This window comes from Psychrosphaera sp. B3R10 (assembly GCF_018861025.1).
Lineage (GTDB): Bacteria > Pseudomonadota > Gammaproteobacteria > Enterobacterales > Alteromonadaceae > Psychrosphaera > Psychrosphaera algicola.
Window position 1 is genome coordinate 132,239 of record NZ_JAHKQH010000007.1, and the last position, 23,578, is coordinate 155,816.

The window sequence follows — 23,578 nt, forward strand, 5'->3', positions numbered from 1 at the left end:
TAATGAAAGGCTAGGTGCTTCTGCTTCTAGCCTTTTTTAATTTACAAAGGCAATGTCGCCAGAGTTGGCAACAATAAATATAAACATAATCCAGCAAATAGACCTGCAACAACATCGTCAATCATGATCCCTAGTCCACCATGCACGTATTTGTCTAAATAAGATATTGGCCAAGGTTTAACAATATCAAAAAACCGAAACAAGACAAAACCCGCAAGCACATTTACGAAACTAAATGGCACAAAACACATCGTGATAAAGAAACCAGCAAACTCGTCCCAAACAATCGCTTTATGATCGTGGACACCAATATCTTCAGCGGCCTGTCCACATATTTTTGGACCAACCAAACAAACGAGTGCGGTAAAAATAAAAAACCAAATAGATGGGCTATAAACAAACATCAAATAAAACGGGATCGCTGCAATTGTGCCAAATGTTCCCGGCGCAAATGGCGCTAGACCACTACCAAAACCGGTAGCCAGTAAGTGCCATTTATTACATAGATTAAATTGCGCAGGTTTTGTCATTGTGTGTTACTCATTGCCAAAATGTTGATAACCCGATGTTATAACGTCAGTATAACACTCGCCATTTTTCAGCATTTTTATGCCTTGCCCTGACTTTCTAATTTGACCAACTTTAGTAAATTTAATTCCCATTGCCGTCGCATTTTGTTCGATATAACCTTTCTTTTCTTCAGGCACGGTGAATATCAACTCGTAATCTTCTCCACCCGTCAACGCTAATCTTTCAGCTTCTAAACGGTCAACTGACGCTAAAACGTTTTCATCAATCGGCAATTTATCGATATACAATTCAGCACTCATATTCGACGCCGTTAATATATGTTGAAGGTCCTGTAAAAAACCATCCGATACATCAATTGCTGAAGTTGCTGCGTGTCGTAAAACTTGACCTGCCGCTAAACGAGCAGATGGAAAATTAAATCGCTGTTCAATGTTTCTTAAATAAGGGTTATCTAGTTTAAAACCGTCAATTTTTGATTTAACAGCAAGTGCCGAAGCTCCCAATTGCCCAGTAACACAAATCCAATCACCTGCTTTCGCGCCACTGCGCTTCAACGCTTTTTCTTCCGTCACGAATCCTTTCAAACTAATGGTAACTGAGAGCGGTCCGCGGGTCGTATCGCCGCCAATGATCTGCACATTATAGTAATCCGCAATTTCAAATAGGCCGTCGGAAAAACCTTGCAGCCATTCTTCATTAATTTCAGGGATTGTTAAAGCAACTGATGCCCAAGCGGGTTCTGCGCCCATAGCAGCAAAATCGCTTAGATTTACTGCTAATGCGCGATGGCCAATTGAACGAGGAGATGAGTCTGGAAAAAAATGTACATTTTCAACCATAGTATCTGTCGCCACAACCAATAATTGGTCCTGTGGTACTTTTGTCAAAGCTGCGTCGTCGCCAACACCTAAAATCACGTCCTTGCGCTTAGGCCCACGCCCAGCGAAATAGGTTTGAATTAATTCAAACTCTTTCATATTTTGCCTATAGAGGTAAAGTATTTTTACTGCAGTGGGATCCGCAAGTCTTTAACAGCTTTGTCTAACACACCATTCACAAATTTATGACTGTCATCTGCGCCGAACTTTTTCGCCAGCTCAATGCCTTCATTAATTGCAACTTTATACGGTACGTCGATGCGAAATTTTAATTCAAATGCAGTTAAACGCAAAATTGCACGTTCGATATGATCTACATCGTCATAAGGTCGTTCAGTATACGGCGTTAACGCTGTATCGAGTTCTTTATAATGTCCTGCAACACCGCGTAGTAATTCTCTAAAAAATTCCACGTCAATTTTACTTACATCATTATCTAACAACATTTGTTGTTCAATGTCGCTGATATGATTTTGGCTCATCTGCCAGGAATAAATTGCCTGTACTGCCAATGCTCTTGCTTTTCTACGCGCTGCTGGTTTCATCGTCAATACCTAAAGCTGTGCCATTACATTAACCATTTCCAATGCACCTAAAGCCGCTTCAGCGCCTTTATTTCCTGCTTTGGTTCCTGAACGCTCAATTGCTTGCTCTATTGTATCCGTTGTAATAACACCAAATGCAACTGGGATATCAAACTCTAACGATACATTAGCTAATCCTTTGTTACATTCGCCTGCAACAAAATCAAAATGAGGTGTGCCGCCACGAATTACCGCGCCAATTGCGATTATCGCTTCATACTGACCTGATTTTGCAATCTTTTTAGCGGCCAAAGGCAACTCATATGCACCTGGTACATAAACAATGGTGATATCGTCTTGATTGACTTCACCATGACGCTCTAATGCGTCAACCGCGCCTTCCAATAAGCTGTCTACAACAAAATGGTTGAAACGAGAAACAACAATTGCGAATTTTTTGCCAGTGGCTCGGAAGTTACCTTCAACGACGTTCATTCAAAAACCTTTCTTTAAATAAAATGGATGATAAAAATTTTGCGCGATAATACCACAAGATTTTAATAGTTGTTAGGCCAAGTTGTTTGCTCAGCCCTACTCACTTACATATTCTGTTACTTCTAAACCGAAGCCAGACAGTGCATGATAATTTTTAGGTGAGCTTAATAAACGCATTTTAGTTACACCTAATTGAGCCAATATTTGACTACCAATACCGACATTACGAGACGTACCCTGCCATTTTGCCGGCGCTTGATGTTGACCCGAGTCTTCAGCTTCAAATCGTTTCACTAAATTAATCAGATCTGACGTTTGTTCCTGTTTCCCTAAAAGCACAAAAACGCCACCGACTTCAGCAATTCGGCTTAACCCGTCATCGATAGAAAAGCTGCGGTTAACAGAACGATCAGAACCAAGTAAATCAGAAAAGGTGTTCTGTAAATGCACGCGAACAAGTGGTTGTTCAAGTTTAGCTAAATCACCTTTTACTAGCGCAAAATGAACTTGCCCATCTATCGTATCTTTAAATGTATGTAAATCAAAATCACCATGTTGAGTTGGTAACTTACATTGTGCAACAAGCTCGACCGTTGTTTCGTTATGATTTCTGTATTCTATTAAATCGGCGATAGTGCCAATTTTTAAATCGTGCTTCTTAGCAAAGATTTCTAAATCTGGGCGACGCGCCATTGAGCCATCATCATTAAGTATTTCAACAATAACACCGGCGTCAGTTCTACCTGCTAAACGGGCTAAATCGACTGCTGCTTCAGTATGGCCTGCACGTGTTAAAACACCGCCTTTTTTTGCCACTAACGGAAAAATATGCCCCGGTTGAACGATATCGGCCGCGACCGCATCTTTTGCAACGGCAGCTTGAATGGTTCTGGCTCGGTCTGCCGCACTTATCCCTGTTGTCACTCCCTCAGCCGCTTCAATAGAAACCGTAAAGTTAGTGGCAAATTGGGCATTATTATTATCGACCATTAACGTAAGATTTAGTGCTTCTGCACGTTCAATTGTCATCGGTAAGCAAACTAATCCACGAGCATGCGTTACCATGAAATTAATATGCTCAGGTGTTAGCATATCCGCGGCCATAATAAGGTCACCTTCATTTTCGCGGTCTTCATCGTCCATCAAAATCACCATTTTTCCATGGCGGATGTCTTCGATTATCTCTTCTGGCGTATTCAATTTCATTTTACAGACCCACTAATTCTTATTTCAAAAAGCCACTGCGCGCGAGCAGTGACATAGATACGCCTTCATTAGAAGACGGATTTGCCAATTTTTCTAGATATCTGGCTATGATATCAATTTCAATGTTAACAGACGAGCCTGTAACCGCATTTGAAAGTGTCGTTTGTGACGCAGTATGTGGCACAACTGTCAATTTAAATTGACCCGCTTCTACGTTGTTTATGGTCAAGCTGATGCCATCGACTGTAATCGAACCTTTTGTAATGACATATTTTAATAAATCTGCTGGGGCATTTATCCAAATGTCTTTGGCTCGTCCATTGTCAATTATCGCAGCGATCGTAGCAATACCATCGACATGCCCACTAACTATATGACCGCCAAAACGAGATGTTGCCAGCATGGCTTTTTCTAAATTAACTGCTTGCCCTATTTGGTAATGTCTAAAACCGCTGTTGGTGATCGTTTCATTTGAAACGTCGGCTACAAAACCATTTGATAATTTCTCAACAACCGTTAAACAAACGCCATTGGTAGCAATACTGTCACCTAATTTTACGTCAGACATATCCAAATCAGAACTTTCGATGGTGACTTTTAGATCTCCTCCCAGTTTAGACAAAGACTTTATTTTTCCTGTAGCTTCAATAATTCCGGTAAACACGTGCCCTACCTTAAATTGTATTAGACAATATGACTTTTAGATCCGAGCCAACGGTCATTGTTGACTGCACCTGTAGTTCTTTAACATCCACCATCGACTCAAATGGACCAATGGGTAATAATTCTTGTGCGCCCGCGCCCATTATTTTTGGGGCAATATAAACAACTAATTGATCAAATAAATCTTGTTCGATGAAACTTGCTGACAATCTGCCGCCTGCTTCTATCCACAAATTATTTATTTCGTTCGCGCCACACCAAGAGACAAGCTCAGATAAATGAAACCCGTCAACATCGTCGTAACTTATGACTAACTCAGTAACATAATCGACGTTGGCAAAGTCATTGGATTTCGATGGTCTAACAATAATCACGTCTGTTTTGCCGTCAAATAACGCTAATTGAGCAATTGATTTTGCAGTAATGCGATTTTTGCCATCTAATATGATCTTAATCGGTTGTCTAATTTCACCGTCGTATTGATCTAGTGGGTAATCAAAGTTCAATTGTTCACTACGTACGTTCAACTTGGCGTTATCACGGATAACGGAAACGGCAGAACTGAGTATGGCGCAACTCTGCGCTCTAAACGTTTGAACGTCACTGCGGGCTTTAGGCCCCGTAATCCACTTACTTTCGCCATTTTTCAATGCCGTTTTACCGTCTAATGACGAGGCTAGTTTAACGCTGATAAACGGCTTGTTTTTTTCCATTCGGGATAAAAAACCTAAATTAAGCTGACGAGCTTGAGACTCTAATAAGCCGGTTTTGACTTTAATCCCTGCTTGTTCAAGCAGTGCAACCCCTTTTCCTGCCACTAATGGGTTGGGATCTAACATAGCTATTACTACGGTTTTAATACCAGCTTCGATTAATTTTCTGGCACATGGTGGTGTTCGCCCAAAATGACTACAAGGCTCCAATGTTACATAGGCCGTTGCGCCTGAACTTTGTTCAATATCAAGATCAACTAAAGCATTTACTTCTGCATGGCCGGTGCCGGCTTTTTTATGCCACCCCTGGCCTAAAATTGTGTTGTTTTTGACAATAACACAACCAACATTAGGATTAGGTGTCGTTGTAAATCGACCTCTAGCCGCTAATTCAATGGCGAGTGTCATATATTGATGATCAGATTCTGTAAACAACATAGATAAAATTCTTATTCAAACAACTTGGATTGTCTGGTGGTGATTTCTTTTTTCTTATCAGCTTGTTGACCAATTTTGGCAATTTCTTCACCAAATTCTTTAATGTCTTCAAACGAGCGATATACAGAAGCAAAACGAACATAGGCCACTTTATCGTATTGTACTAGTCCATCCATTATAAGATTACCAATAAACTCTGAACTAACTTCACGTTCACCCGTCATTCTAATTTCTTTTTTGATTGCCAATATAAGTTGGTCAATTTGTTCAGTACTCACAGGTCGCTTTTCTAGCGCCCGCAAAATACCGGCAGACATTTTGTCTTCATTAAATGGTTCACGTTTACCGTCTCGTTTTACCACTTTTGGCATAACAAGTTCGGCACCTTCAAAGGATGTAAAACGTTCGTTACATTGATTACACTCACGCCGACGCCTAACTTGAGAGCCGCCACCGACAAGTCGTGAATCTATTACCTTCGTTTCAGTTGCTGAGCAGAATGGGCAGTGCATAAAAAATGTCCGTAAACTAGTTAACTAAAAAAGCCGCGATAAACGCGGCTTTCGATCTTATCATAATTCTGCTAATGCTAGCGAGAACAAGATTTTACAGTTTAAGCATAAACAGGGAAACGTGCACAAAGTGCTTTGATTTGTTGCTTAACGTTTTCAATATTAGCATCATCTTCAATGTTGTCTAATACGTCACAAATTAAGTTAGTTAATTCAACCATTTCAGCTTCTTGCATACCACGACGCGTTACCGCAGGTGTACCTAAACGCAAACCAGAAGTCACAAACGGTGAACGTGGGTCATTTGGCACAGAGTTTTTGTTTACTGTGATAAATGCTTTTCCTAACGCAGCGTCTGCATCTTTACCAGTAATGTCTTTGTCGATTAGATCAACTAAGAATAAGTGATTTTGAGTGCCATTTGATACAATTTTGTATCCGCGCTCTTGCATGACTTCACACATTTTCTGAGCGTTTTTAACAACTTGTTGTTGGTAAACTTTAAACTCAGGTTGTAATGCTTCTTTAAATGCGACCGCTTTAGCAGCGATTACGTGACATAAAGGACCACCTTGACCACCTGGGAATACCGCACTGTTTAGTTTTTTATAAACGTCTGCGTCACCGCAGCCAGAAATAATTAAACCGCCACGAGGACCCGCTAGTGTTTTGTGTGTCGTAGTAGTAACAACATGAGCATGTGGAACAGGGTTTGGATATACGCCAGCTGCTATTAGACCAGCAACGTGTGCCATGTCAACAAACAAGTAAGCACCAATTTCATCCGCAATTTTGCGGAAACGAGCCCAATCAACAATACCTGAGTATGCAGAGAAGCCAGCAATGATCATCGCAGGTTTATGTTCACGTGCCAAAGATTCCATTTGCTCATAATCAAGCAAACCAGTTTCTTCATTTAGTCCGTACTGGATAGCATTGTAGATTTTACCAGAAAAACTAACGCTAGAACCGTGAGTTAAGTGACCGCCGTGCGCTAAGCTCATACCAAGTACAGTATCACCTGGTTTAACTAAAGCTTGGAATACCGCAGAGTTTGCTTGTGATCCAGAGTGTGGCTGAACGTTTGCATAATCTGAACCGAATAGTTCGTTTGCACGGTCAATTGCTAATTGCTCAGAGATATCAACATACTCACAACCACCGTAGTAGCGTTTTTGCGGATAACCTTCAGCATATTTATTGGTTAACTGAGTGCCTTGAGCTTCCATAACTCGTGGACTTGCGTAGTTTTCAGACGCAATTAACTCAATGTGTTCTTCTTGACGAATTGTTTCTTGTTGAATTGACGCCCATAGTTCTGGATCGAAATCAGCGATGTTCATATCACGCGTTAACATATTTGCACCTCGGCACTCTGACTAAATTATTAAAAAAAGAAGGCCGTATAATACGCGTTTATTACGTAAAATCCTATATCAAATCTGCGTTAGTTAGTGAAATTTAGCATTAGAAATATTTATAAGTTAGTTAATTAAATCAACCCAATGTCGACTTAGTTATATTCACACCAAATTGGTTTTTGGCGTTTCGTTAAGTGTAGTCAATGTTTAGTAGCATTTGTAATTCGTACCTATGGTGCCATTGTCACAATATTAACAGTATCAACACCCGTTACTGCGAGCGTTAACTAATAAGTAAAAAACGACTTTGGTATTTCACTTAAATCTAATTAATGGAAAATCAAAGCGATTTGTAGCACAGTCTATTTGCTACTTTTCCTAAAAGTATTTTTAATCAAATTGTTAGAGCAACAAAAATTCAATTGAACATTTGTATGAGCAAGCGAAAATATTGCGATTAAAACAATAAAACAGAAGTTAGATATAAATTGAATTGCTGTTTGCCTATCGTGGTGTATGTCACTTAAAATAGCGGCATCAGTTCTAAACATTAAAAAGGTTTCCTATGGCATTGCCAGATAAATTTATTTTTTCAATGAATCGTGTGAGTAAAGTTGTTCCACCAAAACGCACGATCCTCAAGGATATATCACTTAGCTTTTTTCCTGGTGCAAAAATTGGCGTGCTTGGACTAAATGGTTCAGGTAAGTCTACGTTACTTCGAATTATGGCTGGTTTAGACACCGAGATCGAAGGTGAAGCAAGACCAATGGCCGGGATTAAAATTGGCTATTTACCGCAAGAACCACAAATGGATTTGTCTAAAACAGTTCGAGAAATTGTTGAGGAAGCCGTTAGTGATGTTAAAAATGCACTTTCAAGACTTGATGAAGTCTACGCTGAATATGCTCTAGAAGGCGCCGACTTTGACGCTTTAGCTAAAGAGCAAGGCGAGCTAGAAAGTATTATCCAAGCAAAAGATGGCCACAATTTAGATAACCAACTAGAAGTCGCCGCTGACGCGCTTCGTTTACCAGAATGGGATGCAAAAATAGAACACCTATCTGGTGGTGAGCGTCGCCGGGTGGCTATTTGTCGATTGCTATTAGACAAACCTGACATGTTATTACTCGACGAACCGACCAACCATTTAGATGCAGAGTCGGTTGCTTGGTTAGAGCGATTTTTACATGAATACGAAGGAACTGTCGTTGCTATAACCCACGATAGGTATTTCTTAGACAACGTCGCAGGTTGGATCTTAGAGCTAGACCGTGGCGCGGGTATTCCATGGGAAGGCAATTACTCTAGCTGGTTGGAACAAAAAGAAGTACGTTTAGCACAAGAAGAACGTAGTGAAAACTCACGCCAGAAGTCAATTCAATCTGAATTAGAATGGGTACGAACCAATCCAAAAGGTCGTCATGCAAAATCTAAAGCCCGTATGGCTCGATTTGAAGAGCTTCAAAGTAATGATTACCAAAAACGAAATGAAACCAATGAGTTATATATTCCACCAGGGCCAAGACTCGGTGATAAAGTAATTGAAGTCAGCAACGTCAACAAAGGTTTTGGCGACAGAGTCTTAATTGACAACCTGTCGTTTTCTGTTCCTAAAGGCGGCATAGTGGGAATTATAGGCCCAAATGGCGCAGGTAAATCAACACTATTTAAATTAATTAGTGGCGCAGATACGCCGGATTCTGGCGAAATAGTTGTCGGTGACTCAGTATCACTTTCATCCGTTGATCAGTTTAGAGATTCAATGAACGACGGTAATTCTGTTTATGAAGAAATATCTGAAGGCAGTGATATTATTCAGGTTGGCAACTTTGAAGTGCCATCGCGCGCTTATGTAAGTCGATTTAATTTCAAAGGCTCAGATCAACAAAAGCGCATTGGTGATTTATCAGGTGGTGAACGAAATCGAGTGCATTTGGCTAAGCTGCTAAAAGCAGGCGGCAACGTTTTACTGCTCGACGAACCAACCAATGACCTAGACGTTGAAACGTTACGTGCACTTGAGAATGCCCTACTGGAGTTCCCTGGTAGCGCAATGGTCATCTCGCATGACCGCTGGTTCCTAGACCGGATTGCGACTCATATTTTGGATTACCGTGATGAAGGTAAGATTGAATTTTTCGAAGGTAACTATTCAGATTATGAAGTTTGGTTGAAAAAAACCTACGGTGCTGCGGCCGCAGAACCACATCGTATCAAGTACAAACGCTTGAAATAATAAGCCTATATGGTGTGACTTTAATTAGCGGTGAAAACACTCACCGCTAATTAAGCTTGATTTTTCTTCAATAAGTTCCATGATAAGTAAATAATCTTTCTATATGAGTGGTAAGTAAAATGGAAGACAAACGGCGATTTACTCGTATTGTATTTTCGGCCCCAGCAACCCTGACAGTTAATAATATCGATTACCCAACGACACTCGTTGATATATCATTAAAAGGTGCATTGATTGCACAAATAAAAGGGATTGAAAATCTTGTTAAAGAAACGTGTCTATTAAAGTTTTGCCTTAACGAATCCGATGTTGAAGTCGAATTGACGGGTCATATTACCCATGTTGAAAAAGAACATTTAGGAATTCACTGCGAAAAAATCGATTTACAGAGCGTGAGCCACTTGCGTCGATTAGTAGAATTAAACGTCGGCAGTTCAGAACTGCTTGATAGAAATTTGAATTCGTTAACATTTCCAAACCCAGAATAATCCTTGCCAGCGGATAAAGTCATGGTTGTCACCAAATTTTAAAATGGCGACAAACCCGTGACTTAGTATAGTCACTTTAAAGGTGTTCTAACGCCTCAACTAAGCGCGATATACCAATCACCTTCATATTGGCAATTGTATCTTTAGGCATATTGTTTTTGGGTACGATTGCACGTTTAAAGCCATGTTTCGCGGCCTCCCGCAAACGTTCTTGGCCATTTGCAACCGGTCTTATTTCACCAGCGAGACCAACCTCTCCAAAAACAACAAGCTCACGATCCAACGGGGAATCTCGAAAACTTGATACCATGGCCAACAACAGCGCTAAATCTGCACTCGTTTCACTAACTTTTACGCCCCCAACAACATTAACAAAAACATCCTGATCGCCAAGCATCAAGCCGCCATGTCTGTGTAGTACAGCAAGTAACATTGCTAGCCGGTTTGAGTCTAAACCGACAGCAACGCGCCTGGGGTGCCCCATTTGCGAGTGATCAACCAAGGCTTGAATTTCGACCAACAACGGGCGAGTTCCTTCCCATAAAACCATAACAGAGCTGCCAGACGAGTCCCCTTCTGCACGATTTAAAAATATTGCGCTTGGATTACTGACTTCTTTTAAGCCTTTGTCCGTCATTGCAAACACACCAAGCTCATTAACCGCGCCAAATCTGTTTTTAGTACCTCGTAAAGTTCGATATCGGCCATCTGTGTCACCATCTAACATGATGCTAGCATCGATACAGTGTTCCAATACTTTAGGCCCTGCCAAATTACCGTCTTTGGTGACATGGCCAACCATAATCACCGCAACATTATTTTGTTTCGCAAAACGAGTTAAATACGCTGCGCCTTCACGTACCTGAGATACACTCCCCGGCGCAGATGCAATTTCAGCCATATGCATAACTTGAATTGAATCAACAACCATAATCGAAGGTTTGATATTTTGAGCATGAATACAAATCGCTTCTACACTTGTTTCTGCCAATGCGTTTAATTTATTGGTTGCTAAACCTAGTCGATTAGCTCGCATCGCAACTTGTTGCAAACTCTCTTCCCCCGTCACATATAGGGTAGACATATGCTCGGCCAAAAAGCACATTGTTTGCAGCAATAAAGTACTTTTCCCTGCACCTGGACTTCCGCCAATTAGTATTGCAGAACCAGGCACTACGCCGCCGCCTAATACTCGGTCAAATTCTCCATAACCAGTCGTAAACCTAGGCAGTGCTTCAAGGTTAACCTTATCCAAAGTTTGGACCTTGTTCTCAGCTGCTCCCGCATAACCTTCATAACGGCTAACAGATGCCTTAGTCTTAGCTGCAACACGGAATTCAGAAATCGTATTCCAAGCATGGCAATCTGTACATTGTCCCTGCCACCGCGGATACTCTGAACCACAATCGCTACATACATACGCTATTTTTGATTTCGCCATAATTTCTCTGCTTGTTATACTAATGTCACAAGTCCGTGGCATAATTATTGCTTCATCTAAAGTAATAAAATATACACTTGTTTAAATTTGTATTTGACCCGAACTATTGATGTTAGAGCTAAATGCTCTATATTTATGAATAAATAACAAAAAATTAAATAAACTAAATTGTTACTCAATTGAAAATTATAAATGATTTATAAATAATTGTATTCATTTGTGAGGTGGGTTTTAATTGTTTTGTATTAAAAATTGCAGGTAATCAAATCTTTATATGGCAACCGAATTACACGATTACAACAACATAATTGAAGATTTAAAATCTGCGGTCAATCACGCGGACTTTGATAAGCAATTTAAATCTAAAGTATCGAGTGTACCTAAGGCCAAACAGTTTCTTATAAAAATGGAGTTGAAGAGACTTGGGCAACCTTGTAACCGACTCTTAGATTTACGTGGCCATGTTGCTGGCGAACCTACTGCATTTGAATATAAGGGACAGATCCATTTTCTAGATGAAGTCGCTAAACAAATTTTTAAAGATCAAATAGAAAAATTTGGTCAATACACCATTGGTTGTTACGAAGCCGTGCTTAATGCGGAAAACAACCATAGGGTAATGCATAAAAAAGAGCAAGAAGCGCGTCTAGTTGAAAAAGCTCGACAGGAAAAAAACCCACGAGCCTCTACTAGTGCAGATGCTGAACAAGTAAATAAAGCCCCAGAAAAACCCAAAATCATTTACGGTGCAAATCTTGTGCACTTTACCCAATACGGAATTCGAGCAGAAGAGCGAATGAATTTCAGTATCGCTATTGAAATGCAATTTGCAATTGGTGATACATTAAAAGCAGTCAGTAGTGACCTCTCGGTTAGTGGGATAAAAGTAAAAGTGCCTTCTGCGAGAAAGTTTGTTAAAGGTCAAAAAATTGCAATTTACCTAACAGGTTTAGAGCAAGAGTTTGAATTAGGTCTCAAAGACGGTATTCAATATGAAGTCGTTGGCATCGATAAAATCAATATCGCCAATAATTACATTAGAATGAAAAGAACATTCACTGAGGACATTGCAGCCTTTGATGATTTCCTTGGCAATTTTATAAACGGCAATAAACGTCGCTATAAAGTGAATTTGGACAATACGCTTGAAGCTGTAGCGGTTAAGGGGTATGAGCAGTATTACCTACCACGGGTTACCACCTTGCCCGTTTATATCCGTCAAATTAATGACCGTTTGTTGCCTACATTGGCGCTCGCGACCGAAAACAATCGTTCCACACTTGGCTATTTTAGTGACGAAAGTAAAAATTTGGTATTTCAACAAATATTGGATATGGCAAGACTTGAAAATATGCTGCTCAGTGATCGCGGCATTAAGGAGTCTTTACTTTATTGCTTTACCCACGCTCGTAAAGGAAAAGTATATTTTTACTCTGCAACCACTGAAGAACTCGATGCATCGCCAGAATTGCGGTCAACGTTTTTGCATTTTGCGAGTAAAAAAGACAGTTGGAAAGTTTTCAAATTACAGTTAGTACCGGTTTCAGAACATGATGCCCATATTCCTTTATCTGTTCCAGATTCCGCAGGTAAAGAAATTCAACGCTACAATCAAATACCGTCACCAAAAGTCCAAGGGTTATTGCAGAATTTAAAATTCATTGTTTATATGACTCCGATTTCAAATCCAGATCAAAAAGAAGCCTATCAAAAATATCATGAGATGACTGCGCCGGCCGCACAATTGAACAAGTTTGGCCACCCTAAATTAAAACGTTACATAAATATGGAAGTCGAAACCATTGAATACGTTAATTTAAGGTCAGAGGAGCGCTATTTATATAAGACAGAGGTCTCTGTTGCCCTCCCAGGCCAAGAAGAACGAGCAAAAGGTACGACACGTGACTTTTCAAGTCACGGCTTACAGCTTGTCATTGAGCAAGGTTGCCCGTTTACAAAAGGCGATATTATTGTCATTGGTCTGCCTGAAATGCAGCGTGTAACTAACAAGTTTAATTTAACTAAATTAGCATACGAAATCGTGGCTATTTCGCGCGACAAAACAGTTATGAATTTACGAACCTTTGAACCTAAAGGCGTGCATCATGGTCGACAATTTTTCAAAAAACTAATTGTGCAGAACAAAGCCAAACTTACCCCTGCAAAAATGGAAAGTCGCTATCCGGGTTTATCTAAAGCGCTAAGAAACTTGTGCGCTAAACACGTTTGCAACACGCCTATTTATATCGACAAAGAAGGAACAAAAGTTGACATAAATTTGGTGGGGAAGAGCTGCGAAGCTAACTTGATTTTGCACTTGTTGAGTAAACATAAACCTGAACAACATGATATTAGTCTATACCCTTTGCTAAAAGACAACGCGGCAAACAATGTGTTTGCTCCTCTCGTTGCCGATATGGAACGGGCAGATACACCTAAAACAGTGGAACTGTTTATTCGTTATCGTACCGATCAAAATACAGAAGCTCGCTCGTTTATATGCCATTACGCAGATCAGTTTTTATCAACCGAAATGTTAACGAGCTTTATCAAAGCCAGTACCAAAGCCGATGTATTTTTTGCTTTTAGAATTTATATTTCGAAAACTGGGCGTCCTGACATGGATTATATTTCCAGAGAGCTAAGTTACATTGGAAATTATTCCCAACATAGAGCAAAAGAACTTGAAGGCCGGTTGTGGAATGTTACTGGTGTTGGCGATATGGTTGATATATCTGAAGAAGTATTAACCAGATTTGGTTACTCTGTTGAAGAAATCCAAAAGCAATTGGAACGACGTTACAAATTATTAAACTAGTTATTAAGTTGCGGCCTGCTGAAGTCCTTCCACTGGAAATTCTCTAGTCCAAAGTCCCCCCAGAATCAAAACAAGAAACGAGAAACGGATTACATTATATATGTGTAACCCTCCCATATATTTTAATGTCGACTCGCGATGGTTGCTATTACACAAGTCGAACAATAATGCACTGATAAAACCAATAGATATAACGAGTTATTTATCGTCTGGAAGCTGTTCAAACTCACTGCGTTTTTGATCAAAAAATTCTTGCAATTTTTCTGGTTGTTGCATTAACGCCATCACTTTTTGCATCGCTTCTAAATGTTCAGGATCTTGTTTTTGAAACATTTCCATGCCGTGCATCTTACTTTTTTCAGCCATTTCCTCGAATGTTTCAGCTTGAAATTTAAGGTCGCACGCACCGCCTAATTGCTTACATGTCATCGTTTTCATTTATCATTCCTTTCTAAATTATCAATTTTTGGTAAAACGTCGGCAATGGTTAACTAGCTACAAACGAACCCAATAACATTGCCGAACTTTATTACTGTCAAAATACAACAGATGGACACTGAACTCTATTTTTAAACATCAACGGACTGAATATTTAACGTAAATTCACCATCAATCACATCTAATTCAATCTTGTCTTTCGGTTTAATTTCGCCTGACAACAAAGCTTGTGCAAGTTTGTTTTCAACATACAATTGAATTGCACGTTTTAATGGCCTTGCACCAAACACTGGATCAAAACCCGCTTCCGCTATTTGATCTAATGCCGCTTCCGTTAAGGTCATTTCTACTTCTTGTTCAGCTAATCGTTTTTTCAGCCCCGTTAATTGAATTCCGGCAATCTGTTTAATTTCAGCAGAATTCAACGGATGAAATACCACAGTGTCGTCAATTCGATTAATGAACTCTGGACGGAAATGTTTACCGACAACTTCCATGACCATAGCCTTCATCGATTCATAATCGGCAGGTTCTTTACCTACATATCCTGATTGAATTAAATCAGAGCCTAGATTTGAGGTCATAATAATAACGGTATTTCTAAAGTCGACGGTTCGACCTTGTCCATCTGTTAACCGACCTTCATCTAACACTTGTAACAATATATTAAACACATCAGGGTGGGCTTTTTCAACCTCATCTAGCAAAACAACAGAGTAAGGTTTTCGGCGTACAAGTTCAGTTAAGTACCCACCTTCTTCATAACCCACATAACCAGGAGGCGCACCAATTAGTCGAGCGACCGAGTGCTTCTCCATAAACTCAGACATATCTATACGAACCATAGCGTCGGTTGAATCGAATAGAAAGTGAGCTAAAGATTTAGTAAGCTCGGTTTTCCCTACTCCCGTTGGGCCAAGGAACAAAAACGAGCCATTTGGTCGGTTTGGGTCTGACAGCCCAGCTCGCGAACGACGAATTGCATTTGCTACAGATCTGACCGCCTCTTCTTGTCCTATGACTTTAGCGTGCAGCTGTTCTTCCATTTTCAACAATTTATCACGTTCACTTTCAAGCATCTTAGTGACCGGGATCCCCGTCCAACGTGATAAAACCTCAGCAATTTCTTTTTCTGTCACTTTATTACGAAGCAATGTCATGCCTTGCATTTCTGCCTGCGACGCTAAATCCAACTGTTTTTCAAGCTCTGGTATTCGACCATATTGCAGTTCAGACATACGTTGCAAATCGCTTGCTCGTCGCGCTGTATCAAGGTCCATTCTGGACTGTTCAAGTTGCTCTTTAATATTTTGAGTGCCTGACAATGCAGCTTTTTCAGCTTTCCACACTTCTTCGAGCTCTTGGTATTTTTTATCTAATATATTGATCTGATCTCTGATCAACATTAATCGATTTTTACTGGCTTCATCTGTTTCTTTTAACAGCGCATTATCTTCAAGTTTTAATTGAATGATTTTCCGTTCCAATTTTTCCAATTCTTCTGGCTTGGAATCGATTTGCATTCGAATACTGGAACCCGCTTCATCAATAAGATCAATCGCTTTGTCAGGTAATTGTCTGTCACTGATGTAACGATGAGATAAGCTGGCCGCTGCTACGATTGCAGGGTCGGTAATATCAACAGAATGATGCAATTCGTAACGCTCTTTTAATCCACGTAAAATTGCCACTGTATCTTCAACGTTTGGCTCATCAACCTGAACCTTCTGGAAACGACGTTCCAATGCAGCATCTTTTTCAATGTATTTACGATATTCGTCTAACGTTGTGGCACCAACACAATGTAATTCGCCTCGGGCTAATGCCGGTTTAAGCATGTTACCGGCATCCATTGCGCCATCAGATTTACCGGCACCAACCATAGTATGAATTTCATCGATAAATAGGATGACCTGCCCTTCTTCTTTCGCAAGTTCATTTAATACCGATTTAAGTCGTTCTTCAAATTCACCACGAAATTTCGCGCCCGCAACTAAGGCACCCAGATCGAGCGACAACACACGTTTGCTTTTAAGTCCCTCAGGCACTTCACCATTGATGATCCGTTGCGCTAAGCCTTCTACAATGGCTGTTTTACCAACACCAGGTTCACCAATTAACACAGGGTTGTTTTTTGTACGGCGTTGCAATACCTGCACAGTGCGGCGGATCTCTTCGTCTCGCCCAATAACAGGGTCTAGCTTACCTTGTTCAGCGCGTTGAGTTAAATCAACTGTATATTTTTCAAGAGCTTGACGTACATCTTCCGCGTTGGCATCTTCAACTTTCTGCCCACCACGCATCGTATTTATCGCTTCTTCAACTTTTTGCTTTGTCAAACCGAGTAATTTTAGTATTTTACCGGCAGTACCATTATCGTCGACCAAAGCGAGTAGGAATACTTCACTGGTTATAAATTTGTCTTTCCGCTGTTGCGCCAGTTTGTCACACATATTTAAAATTTGAGCCGTGCTTCGAGACAATTGAATGTCGCCACCAATTCCGGTCACGGTAGGGATAGCTTCCAACTCTCTTGATATTTTTGAGCGTAACTCTGCGGCGTTCACTCGACAATGATGAAGCAAGGTAATAACCGAGCTATTTTCTTGATTAATAAGAGAGTTGAGAATGTGAACAGGTTCTATATATTGATGATCACGACCAACAGCTAATGACTGTGCATCGGCAATTGCCTGTTGAAATTTATTTGTTAATCGATCTAATCGCATTACATACCTCGAAAATAGAAACGGACTTAGTTACTTATAAAAGTTTGGTCTAATTCGAATTTTTCAATGACAAACAGTAAAATTAATTGTTCATACCGATTTAAACAGTCAACCTAGTCAATCCAAATAATGGAAACCATGCGTCCGGTTTGGCCATCTCGACGGTAAGAGTAAAATTGGTCATTCTGTTCAAATGTGCAATGTTCGCCCCCCGAAATAAACTTAACGCCCAATAACTCTAGTTGAATTTTTGCAATTTCGTATATATTTGCAGAATATTTTTGGGGGATTTTTTTTGACTCAAAACACCTGCTAAAAATAGGATTAAGTTGTTGGAAGTAATCAAAAACGTCTTGGCCAACTTCAAATGCGCTTTGGCCTATTGCTGGCCCCATATAAACGTGTAAATCCTGTGCCTGAGCGGTAAATTTTGCAAGGGTTTTAGCGATAATACCATTGGCTAATCCACGCCACCCAGCATGAATTGCGGCTACTTGAGTGCCGGTATTGTCAACTAACAATAATGGTAAACAATCTGCGGTCATTACCGCGCACAGTGTTTTCGTCAAGAAAGTGTAACTTGCATCTGCCTCTAAATAAGGCCGGTACTCATAAGGTAATTCCACAACAGTATTTGTGTGGGTTTGATTTAGCCAATATGGCTCAGAGGGAAAATTAAGCTCTTCGCGTAACAAAGCTCGATTGGCCATCACAGAAGATAAATCGTCGCCGACATGGGTGGCGACGTTAAGTCCATTAAACGGAGCTTTTGACACTCCGTCCAATCGCGTACTCGTGCCAGCACAAATACGTTTTTTAATTTTACTGCTTAAATTTGGAAAATCAGCAGAAATCCATTTCATCTTGATGTTCCGTTGCGTCGTTGTTTAATTCACTTAATAACTGAATAAAATCGTCTGGCAGTGGTGCTTCAAATGTCATTTCTTCGCCACTTATTGGGTGGTGAAAACTCAACATTGCCGCATGTAATGCTTGGCGTTTAAAACTTCTTAAGTATTGAATAAACTGCTCAGACGCACCTTTTGGCGTATGCACTCTGCCGCCATATTGAATGTCACCCACTAATGGATGTCTAATATGAGACATATGCACACGAATTTGGTGTGTCCGTCCGGTTTCTAGCCTTAAACGAATATGCGTGTGAACTCGAAACTTTTTGATCAAACGATAATGAGTCACTGATTCACGACCCATATTGGTTACCGCCATACTCGTGCGTTTGGTTGAATGACGACCAATTGGTTTATCTACCGTTCCGCCGGCAGTTAGACGCCCTAAACAGACAGCTTCATATTCTCTGGTCACTTCTCTGTTTTGCATATCTGATACTAACTGAGTTTGGGCGGGTACCGTTTTAGCAACAACCATTAACCCTGTCGTATCTTTATCTAGACGATGTACGATACCAGCTCGCGGAACTAGATCAATTTCTGGAAAATGATGCAGTAAGGCATTCAAAATGGTTCCAGACTGATTACCAGCCCCTGGATGTACCACCAAATTCGCCGGTTTGTTGATAACTAAAATGTCATCATCTTCATAAACGATATCTAATTTGATATCTTCTGGTTGGTGATGGACCTCTACCTCAAGCTCAGCTGAGATATGAATTTCTTCATCGCCCATCATCTTTTCTCGAGCTTTTGAAATTATTTCGCCATTAACTTGAACTTTTTCATCTAAAATCCACTCTTTAAGACGACTTCTTGAATATTCAGGAAACAAATCAGCAATTACTTGGTCTAAGCGTTTGCCAAAATGTTCTTCTTTAACGTGTGCATGTAGTTCTATTGTTTCTTTGTTCATGATAAATAGTTTGAATTTGCCAGTGCATGTCACTAAGGACTGAGTTAGAATGCGGTCGATATTGCCTATTCTACTCGAAAAATGGTTTAACGAGAAAAGAAAACTCTTCAGGTTGTAATTAATGTTTAATTTTAAGTCTAGATTTCGATTTACCTTACTGATTGCTATCAGTATTTTTGTTTCTGCTTGTACTTCAGCACCGGACCAAGATGTAGAGCGTTTACCCGATCGTTCACCTCAGGCTCGCTACCAAGAAGCCAAACAGCACCTTAACAACAATATGTATACCCGTGCGATTGGTATATTAACAGATTTAGAAAGCCGTTACCCATTTGGGCCGCTTTCTCGTCAAGTACAGCTTGATTTAATGTTTGCCTATTATAAATCAGGCAAATATGAAGAAGCGTTACCAGCTATAGACCGCTTTATTCGACTAAACCCAGATCATAGTAATCTTGATTACGTGATTTATATGCGTGGGTTGGTGAATATGGATACCGGCGAAAACGCATTCCAAAACTTCTTTGGTATTGAAAATGCGGATAAAGATATGGAAGGTTCTCGTGAAGCCTTTAAAGACTTCAAGAAACTAGTAATCAAGTACCCAAATAGTAAATACAGTGAAGAAGCTAAATCACGAATGAAGGTTTTACTTGATAAACTGGCCAGTCATGAAATCGTTATTGCCGAATATTATATGAGACGTTCATCTTATGTGGCGGCCGTTAATCGTTGTAAATATGTCTTAGAATATTATGGTCAGAGCGGCAGTGTGAAACGTGCACTAGAAATTATGATTGAAGCATATGACAAACTTGAATTACCAGAGATGAAAGCGGATACGGAAAAAGTATTAGCTGAAAACTTTTCAGATTAGCCCCCCCCGCTAATCAAAAAGCGCTTAATGAAATGATCCCAACGATTGGCATGTCCAACTATAGGGTTATTTCATTAAGCGCTTTTTTTATGGCGTTTTAGTTGAATAAAGTTGATGGAGCAAACTCATTATTTGTTTAACTTCATCACCACTTAACGAATAATAGACGGTCTGTGAGGCTTTACGAGTCGCAACGTACTCTTCATTCCGCAGAATTGCTAAGTGTTGTGACAATGCTGACTGGCTAAGCCCAACACGTTCAGCTAACTCATTTACTGATAATTCTCCATCAAGCAAATTACACAGAATAAAAAGGCGTTTTTCGTTTGCCATTGTTTTAAGTAAAGCCAAAGCTTGTGGCGCGCACACACGCATTTCTTCTAAATTCATTTGTTCTGCATATACCTTTTTAAAACCGAGCGGATTTTTTGTGATGTAAACGGTTTAACAACAAAACCTGAAGCGCCTAATTCTATTGATGTTTTTACATTATCAGCACTCGAATGCGCAGAGACCATTACAACAAATGCATTTGGCTTAATTAATCTCATTTCTTTCAATATTTGTTGGCCGTTTGATTTAGGTAATTCTATATCTAAAAAAATAATATCTGGTAAGTTTTTGTTAAAGGACTGCATCCCCCCCTCACCTGTCGAAGCTTCAAAAATATTGTTGGCCCCCATGTTAACTAATGTTTGACGTAAAAAATCACGAACCATTGCTACATCGTCAACAATCAAAAAAGACAAATTGGTTATTGCAACCATCTAAATTTTTACTCCGATTAAGCTTTATTAGCTAATTTATATTACCTTATAATTTATATACTTATAACCCAAACTAGTTTAGTAGTTAACGACGATTATTGATTAAATTGTTAGATTTTGTGTATTTCAAACTCAGCTCTAGTGTGGCACCTATCCAAATTTTAACTGTCGGCTTCTTTTTATCGCTCTCAAAAAAACAATATATATACCAACCAAAACAGCTAACGTTGCAAAAGAACTCGTCAAATTTGAACCAAACCAGGTATAAAACATTACCCCGAGTAAAATAAGCAAAAATGGCTTCAACTCATATAAACCAAGCTTTGACTTTGAATCAAATAAACGAAAGTCATCAAATCGGCGATAGTTCGATCGTAAAATCCAAATCAACGCCCCTGCAAAAAAGAACAACAGACCTGAACTTGTAGTTAAATATGATTTGAAGTAACCAATTTCAGCTACCCCAATAGACATGTAAGTATATGGCAATATTTCATATAGCGTTTTAGGTAAGATCATACTTCCCCCTAACCAATGAAAAACAGAACCAGATTTGAGTATAGTAATTGCTGGCGTTTCTACCAACTATTTAACATTTGGTGATCAACAACACATTTAAGTGGAAGAAACAAAAAGAAACAAAACCGATGTTTATCAATCTAGAACAAGGTTAAAAAATAGAACATGAGTTATGACGTGGGGGTTAAATTTAGGGGAAACCAGGCGACTTGTTTAACCGACAAAAATCATGACATCCATAGTTGTAAGTGCAGTTAATGCCAATTCACAAACATGATGAATTGGCAAAAGGTGTTTTATTTATTAAAAAATGACGACACTCGCTTTTGACACTCATCCGACTTAAGTAAACTTGAGAAAGCCCCCAATTCTTGGGCTATAGACGCATTTTGCACTTGTCGTAAAGGTAACTTCATTAACCTTTTACTTTCAATCACGGCTTCAACTGGCAACAGACTTAACGTTTCAGCGATTTGACTTGCGACATTTATCACATCACCGGGTTCAACCACTTGATTAATCATCGCCATATCTAACGCCGTATCCGCGTTAAAAGGTTTACCTAAAACTAAATACTCAAAAGCTCTTGGATGACCGGCCATATATGGCAACAACAAGCTTGAGCCAGCTTCTGGGCACAAACCAAGTTGCACAAATGGCAGTTGAAATTTACTATTATTTGCCGCAATAACCATATCACAATGTAATAACATCGTCGTACCAATACCAACTGCAGGCCCAGCAACTGCTGCGACAATTGGTTTTGAAAAGTTGGCCAGTAACTTAATAAACTTTACGGTTGGATGACTATCATCTAAAACACTTGAATTCATAAAGTCTTTTAAATCGTTGCCAGCACTAAAACAACTCGTAGAACCGTATATTAAACCAACATGTAAATTGTCAGACGAATCCAAATACTCAAATGCCTCAACTAACTCTCGATACATTTCAATAGACAGCGCATTTTTAACTTGTGGCCGATTTAATTCTATATGAAGAACATGACCAATGTCGCGGGTAACAATTTCATTCATCTTATCTCAACCTTTTTAAACGTCAGATACAAAAACGCCCAGCAATGCTGGGCGAAAATTTAAAACGGTAAACGTATTATAACTGAGTTGCTAGTGTTACAACGGCTAGTAAAACAACCAAAACACAGACATGGCCAAGGCCAATACCTTTACTATAAGAATTAGAATACATGCGTATTTCCTTTATTATTGTTTTTATTGAAATAATCAATCGCACAAACAGTGGATTTACTCAGTCTATTTAAAGCGGAAAAGGAATTCAACTAATATTTAGATTATTCGCTCTAATAGCCAAAATAGACCTAAAAATCCAACAATAACAGACAATGGGAGCTGAACAAATGCCCTATAACTCGGCGCACGACTCCATTTATAAAATAAGGTCATTAAAATAGCGATTACAAATAACTGTCCAAGCTCGACGCCAACATTAAACGACACTAATGAAACGGCTAAATTATTGTTGCTAAGTCCAAATTCGGATAATACAAAAGCAAAACCAAAACCGTGTAATAGGCCAAAAATAAAGGTCACTAGATATCGACGTTTTAAGGTTTGTTCAGTCCGTATATTTTCTATGGCTACATAGATAATACTAAGCGCAATAAGCGGCTCCACTATACTCGCCGCTAATGATATCCCCCAGATAGTAGCCAATGCTAACGTAATGGTATGTGCAAGCGTAAAAACCGTGACTTGCCAAAATAGAGTAGAAAACACTGTGGTTGATAAAAATAAGGCAATAATGAATACAATGTGATCTAAGCCCATTGGGACAATATGTAAAAAACCAGAAACGAGATATTTCTCTACTCTTTGTTTTGTTGTCAGGTTGGTAACTTGGCTTTGCTCTACATTTTTAAAGGCGTCGAGCATTTCTTTAGACGGGGTCCGTTGCGCCATGCCCGAAGATTTCTCCGCATCCAAACTTGCATTAACACTTGAGATGTTATCCGTTATGGCGTTTCCAATTTGATTATCATCACCAGCATAAACTGTACTTAACGGACTCATTAATAAAACAAAATATAAAGTTAAAGTTTTAAACATCATTTACCCCAGTTCTAAATTATTTAC

The 23,578-nt window shown here is 39.6% G+C and carries 23 protein-coding genes; 4 read left to right on the forward strand and 19 right to left on the reverse strand.

Going from position 1 to position 23,578, the window contains the following annotated elements; all coding sequences use genetic code 11:
• Positions 1-41: 41 nt before the first annotated feature.
• The 9 genes from KO525_RS01960 to glyA all read right to left on the reverse strand — a co-directional run bounded on the left by KO525_RS01960 (position 42) and on the right by glyA (position 7,318).
• A complete protein-coding gene (locus tag KO525_RS01960; RefSeq protein WP_215962099.1) occupies positions 42-530 on the reverse strand; it encodes a phosphatidylglycerophosphatase A in 489 nt (162 codons plus the stop codon).
• A 6-nt stretch (positions 531-536) separates the two neighbouring features.
• The gene (gene thiL / locus KO525_RS01965) at positions 537-1,508 is read right to left on the reverse strand and encodes a thiamine-phosphate kinase (RefSeq protein WP_215962100.1); all 972 of its coding nucleotides are present in this window, start codon (positions 1,506-1,508) and stop codon (positions 537-539) included.
• A 26-nt stretch (positions 1,509-1,534) separates the two neighbouring features.
• Positions 1,535-1,954, reverse strand: a complete 420-nt coding sequence (nusB, locus tag KO525_RS01970) for a transcription antitermination factor NusB (protein ID WP_215962101.1) — start codon at positions 1,952-1,954, stop codon at positions 1,535-1,537.
• A 9-nt stretch (positions 1,955-1,963) separates the two neighbouring features.
• Entirely contained in the window at positions 1,964-2,428 is a 465-nt protein-coding gene (ribE, locus tag KO525_RS01975) for a 6,7-dimethyl-8-ribityllumazine synthase (RefSeq protein WP_215962102.1), read from the reverse strand.
• A gap of 96 nt (positions 2,429-2,524) precedes the next feature.
• Positions 2,525-3,634 (reverse strand): bifunctional 3,4-dihydroxy-2-butanone-4-phosphate synthase/GTP cyclohydrolase II, encoded by a 1,110-nt coding sequence (gene ribBA, locus KO525_RS01980; RefSeq protein WP_215962103.1) that lies wholly within the window; start codon positions 3,632-3,634, stop codon positions 2,525-2,527.
• A gap of 19 nt (positions 3,635-3,653) precedes the next feature.
• Complete coding sequence (locus KO525_RS01985; RefSeq protein ID WP_215962104.1) at positions 3,654-4,298, reverse strand: riboflavin synthase; 645 nt, start codon at positions 4,296-4,298, stop codon at positions 3,654-3,656.
• 10 nt (positions 4,299-4,308) lie between these two features.
• Positions 4,309-5,448: a bifunctional diaminohydroxyphosphoribosylaminopyrimidine deaminase/5-amino-6-(5-phosphoribosylamino)uracil reductase RibD gene (gene ribD / locus KO525_RS01990; RefSeq protein WP_215962105.1), complete on the reverse strand. Its 1,140-nt coding sequence runs from the start codon at positions 5,446-5,448 to the stop codon at positions 4,309-4,311.
• 11 nt (positions 5,449-5,459) lie between these two features.
• Positions 5,460-5,960 carry a transcriptional regulator NrdR gene (gene nrdR / locus KO525_RS01995; protein WP_215962106.1) on the reverse strand — a complete coding sequence of 167 codons (501 nt, stop codon included), beginning with the start codon at positions 5,958-5,960 and terminating at the stop codon, positions 5,460-5,462.
• Positions 5,961-6,061: 101 nt separating this feature from the next.
• Entirely contained in the window at positions 6,062-7,318 is a 1,257-nt protein-coding gene (gene glyA / locus KO525_RS02000) for a serine hydroxymethyltransferase (RefSeq protein ID WP_215962107.1), read from the reverse strand.
• A gap of 568 nt (positions 7,319-7,886) precedes the next feature.
• On the opposite strand from glyA, the gene ettA reads away from it, so the two are divergent.
• Together ettA and KO525_RS02010 are read left to right on the forward strand one after the other, a co-directional pair.
• Complete coding sequence (ettA, locus tag KO525_RS02005) at positions 7,887-9,560, forward strand: energy-dependent translational throttle protein EttA (RefSeq protein WP_215962108.1); 1,674 nt, start codon at positions 7,887-7,889, stop codon at positions 9,558-9,560.
• A 119-nt stretch (positions 9,561-9,679) separates the two neighbouring features.
• Positions 9,680-10,048 carry a PilZ domain-containing protein gene (locus tag KO525_RS02010; protein WP_215962109.1) on the forward strand — a complete coding sequence of 123 codons (369 nt, stop codon included), beginning with the start codon at positions 9,680-9,682 and terminating at the stop codon, positions 10,046-10,048.
• A 76-nt stretch (positions 10,049-10,124) separates the two neighbouring features.
• Here KO525_RS02010 and radA read toward each other — a convergent pair whose 3' ends face one another.
• Positions 10,125-11,489 (reverse strand): DNA repair protein RadA, encoded by a 1,365-nt coding sequence (gene radA, locus KO525_RS02015; RefSeq protein ID WP_215962110.1) that lies wholly within the window; start codon positions 11,487-11,489, stop codon positions 10,125-10,127.
• A gap of 274 nt (positions 11,490-11,763) precedes the next feature.
• Between radA and KO525_RS02020 the strand changes: the two genes are divergently transcribed.
• Positions 11,764-14,307 carry a PilZ domain-containing protein gene (locus KO525_RS02020; protein ID WP_215962111.1) on the forward strand — a complete coding sequence of 848 codons (2,544 nt, stop codon included), beginning with the start codon at positions 11,764-11,766 and terminating at the stop codon, positions 14,305-14,307.
• 198 nt (positions 14,308-14,505) lie between these two features.
• On the opposite strand, the gene KO525_RS02025 is transcribed toward KO525_RS02020, so the two are convergent.
• From KO525_RS02025 to rluD, 4 genes are all read right to left on the reverse strand, one after another.
• The gene (locus KO525_RS02025) at positions 14,506-14,745 is read right to left on the reverse strand and encodes a hypothetical protein (protein WP_215962112.1); all 240 of its coding nucleotides are present in this window, start codon (positions 14,743-14,745) and stop codon (positions 14,506-14,508) included.
• A 131-nt stretch (positions 14,746-14,876) separates the two neighbouring features.
• Positions 14,877-17,474 (reverse strand): ATP-dependent chaperone ClpB, encoded by a 2,598-nt coding sequence (gene clpB, locus KO525_RS02030; RefSeq protein ID WP_215962113.1) that lies wholly within the window; start codon positions 17,472-17,474, stop codon positions 14,877-14,879.
• Positions 17,475-17,587: 113 nt separating this feature from the next.
• The gene (gene pgeF, locus KO525_RS02035) at positions 17,588-18,337 is read right to left on the reverse strand and encodes a peptidoglycan editing factor PgeF (protein WP_215962114.1); all 750 of its coding nucleotides are present in this window, start codon (positions 18,335-18,337) and stop codon (positions 17,588-17,590) included.
• Positions 18,318-19,301 carry a 23S rRNA pseudouridine(1911/1915/1917) synthase RluD gene (rluD, locus tag KO525_RS02040; RefSeq protein ID WP_215962115.1) on the reverse strand — a complete coding sequence of 328 codons (984 nt, stop codon included), beginning with the start codon at positions 19,299-19,301 and terminating at the stop codon, positions 18,318-18,320. Before rluD ends, pgeF begins: the two co-directional genes overlap by 20 nt.
• 121 nt (positions 19,302-19,422) lie before the next feature.
• Here rluD and KO525_RS02045 point away from each other — a divergent pair, with 121 nt between their 5' ends.
• Entirely contained in the window at positions 19,423-20,178 is a 756-nt protein-coding gene (locus KO525_RS02045) for an outer membrane protein assembly factor BamD (RefSeq protein WP_215962116.1), read from the forward strand.
• An 87-nt stretch (positions 20,179-20,265) separates the two neighbouring features.
• Here KO525_RS02045 and KO525_RS02050 read toward each other — a convergent pair whose 3' ends face one another.
• From KO525_RS02050 to KO525_RS02070, 5 genes are all read right to left on the reverse strand, one after another.
• Positions 20,266-20,568: a metalloregulator ArsR/SmtB family transcription factor gene (locus KO525_RS02050; protein ID WP_215962117.1), complete on the reverse strand. Its 303-nt coding sequence runs from the start codon at positions 20,566-20,568 to the stop codon at positions 20,266-20,268.
• Entirely contained in the window at positions 20,565-20,945 is a 381-nt protein-coding gene (locus KO525_RS02055; protein WP_215962118.1) for a response regulator, read from the reverse strand. Before KO525_RS02055 ends, KO525_RS02050 begins: the two co-directional genes overlap by 4 nt.
• 150 nt (positions 20,946-21,095) lie before the next feature.
• Positions 21,096-21,464: a hypothetical protein gene (locus tag KO525_RS02060; protein WP_215962119.1), complete on the reverse strand. Its 369-nt coding sequence runs from the start codon at positions 21,462-21,464 to the stop codon at positions 21,096-21,098.
• 296 nt (positions 21,465-21,760) lie between these two features.
• Complete coding sequence (locus KO525_RS02065) at positions 21,761-22,501, reverse strand: enoyl-CoA hydratase-related protein (protein WP_215962120.1); 741 nt, start codon at positions 22,499-22,501, stop codon at positions 21,761-21,763.
• Positions 22,502-22,771: 270 nt separating this feature from the next.
• Positions 22,772-23,554: a HupE/UreJ family protein gene (locus tag KO525_RS02070; protein WP_215962121.1), complete on the reverse strand. Its 783-nt coding sequence runs from the start codon at positions 23,552-23,554 to the stop codon at positions 22,772-22,774.
• Positions 23,555-23,578 lie beyond the last annotated feature (24 nt).

Bases quoted from the DNA above. Each gene is read 5' to 3' on its own strand.
- pgeF (WP_215962114.1), bottom strand. From the start codon at position 18,337: ATGAAATGGATTTCTGCTGATTTTCCAAATTTAAGCAGTAAAATTAAA.
- rluD (WP_215962115.1), bottom strand. From the start codon at position 19,301: ATGAACAAAGAAACAATAGAACTACATGCACACGTTAAAGAAGAACAT.
- thiL (WP_215962100.1), bottom strand. From the start codon at position 1,508: ATGAAAGAGTTTGAATTAATTCAAACCTATTTCGCTGGGCGTGGGCCT.
- nrdR (WP_215962106.1), bottom strand. From the start codon at position 5,960: ATGCACTGCCCATTCTGCTCAGCAACTGAAACGAAGGTAATAGATTCA.
- nusB (WP_215962101.1), bottom strand. From the start codon at position 1,954: ATGAAACCAGCAGCGCGTAGAAAAGCAAGAGCATTGGCAGTACAGGCA.
- KO525_RS02070 (WP_215962121.1), bottom strand. From the start codon at position 23,554: ATGATGTTTAAAACTTTAACTTTATATTTTGTTTTATTAATGAGTCCG.
- KO525_RS02055 (WP_215962118.1), bottom strand. From the start codon at position 20,945: ATGGTTGCAATAACCAATTTGTCTTTTTTGATTGTTGACGATGTAGCA.
- ribBA (WP_215962103.1), bottom strand. From the start codon at position 3,634: ATGAAATTGAATACGCCAGAAGAGATAATCGAAGACATCCGCCATGGA.
- KO525_RS02065 (WP_215962120.1), bottom strand. From the start codon at position 22,501: ATGAATGAAATTGTTACCCGCGACATTGGTCATGTTCTTCATATAGAA.
- ettA (WP_215962108.1), top strand. From the start codon at position 7,887: ATGGCATTGCCAGATAAATTTATTTTTTCAATGAATCGTGTGAGTAAA.
- glyA (WP_215962107.1), bottom strand. From the start codon at position 7,318: ATGTTAACGCGTGATATGAACATCGCTGATTTCGATCCAGAACTATGG.
- KO525_RS01960 (WP_215962099.1), bottom strand. From the start codon at position 530: ATGACAAAACCTGCGCAATTTAATCTATGTAATAAATGGCACTTACTG.
- KO525_RS02045 (WP_215962116.1), top strand. From the start codon at position 19,423: ATGTTTAATTTTAAGTCTAGATTTCGATTTACCTTACTGATTGCTATC.
- ribE (WP_215962102.1), bottom strand. From the start codon at position 2,428: ATGAACGTCGTTGAAGGTAACTTCCGAGCCACTGGCAAAAAATTCGCA.
- radA (WP_215962110.1), bottom strand. From the start codon at position 11,489: ATGGCGAAATCAAAAATAGCGTATGTATGTAGCGATTGTGGTTCAGAG.
- KO525_RS02010 (WP_215962109.1), top strand. From the start codon at position 9,680: ATGGAAGACAAACGGCGATTTACTCGTATTGTATTTTCGGCCCCAGCA.
- ribD (WP_215962105.1), bottom strand. From the start codon at position 5,448: ATGTTGTTTACAGAATCTGATCATCAATATATGACACTCGCCATTGAA.
- clpB (WP_215962113.1), bottom strand. From the start codon at position 17,474: ATGCGATTAGATCGATTAACAAATAAATTTCAACAGGCAATTGCCGAT.
- KO525_RS02025 (WP_215962112.1), bottom strand. From the start codon at position 14,745: ATGAAAACGATGACATGTAAGCAATTAGGCGGTGCGTGCGACCTTAAA.
- KO525_RS02060 (WP_215962119.1), bottom strand. From the start codon at position 21,464: ATGATCTTACCTAAAACGCTATATGAAATATTGCCATATACTTACATG.
- KO525_RS02020 (WP_215962111.1), top strand. From the start codon at position 11,764: ATGGCAACCGAATTACACGATTACAACAACATAATTGAAGATTTAAAA.
- KO525_RS02050 (WP_215962117.1), bottom strand. From the start codon at position 20,568: ATGAATTTAGAAGAAATGCGTGTGTGCGCGCCACAAGCTTTGGCTTTA.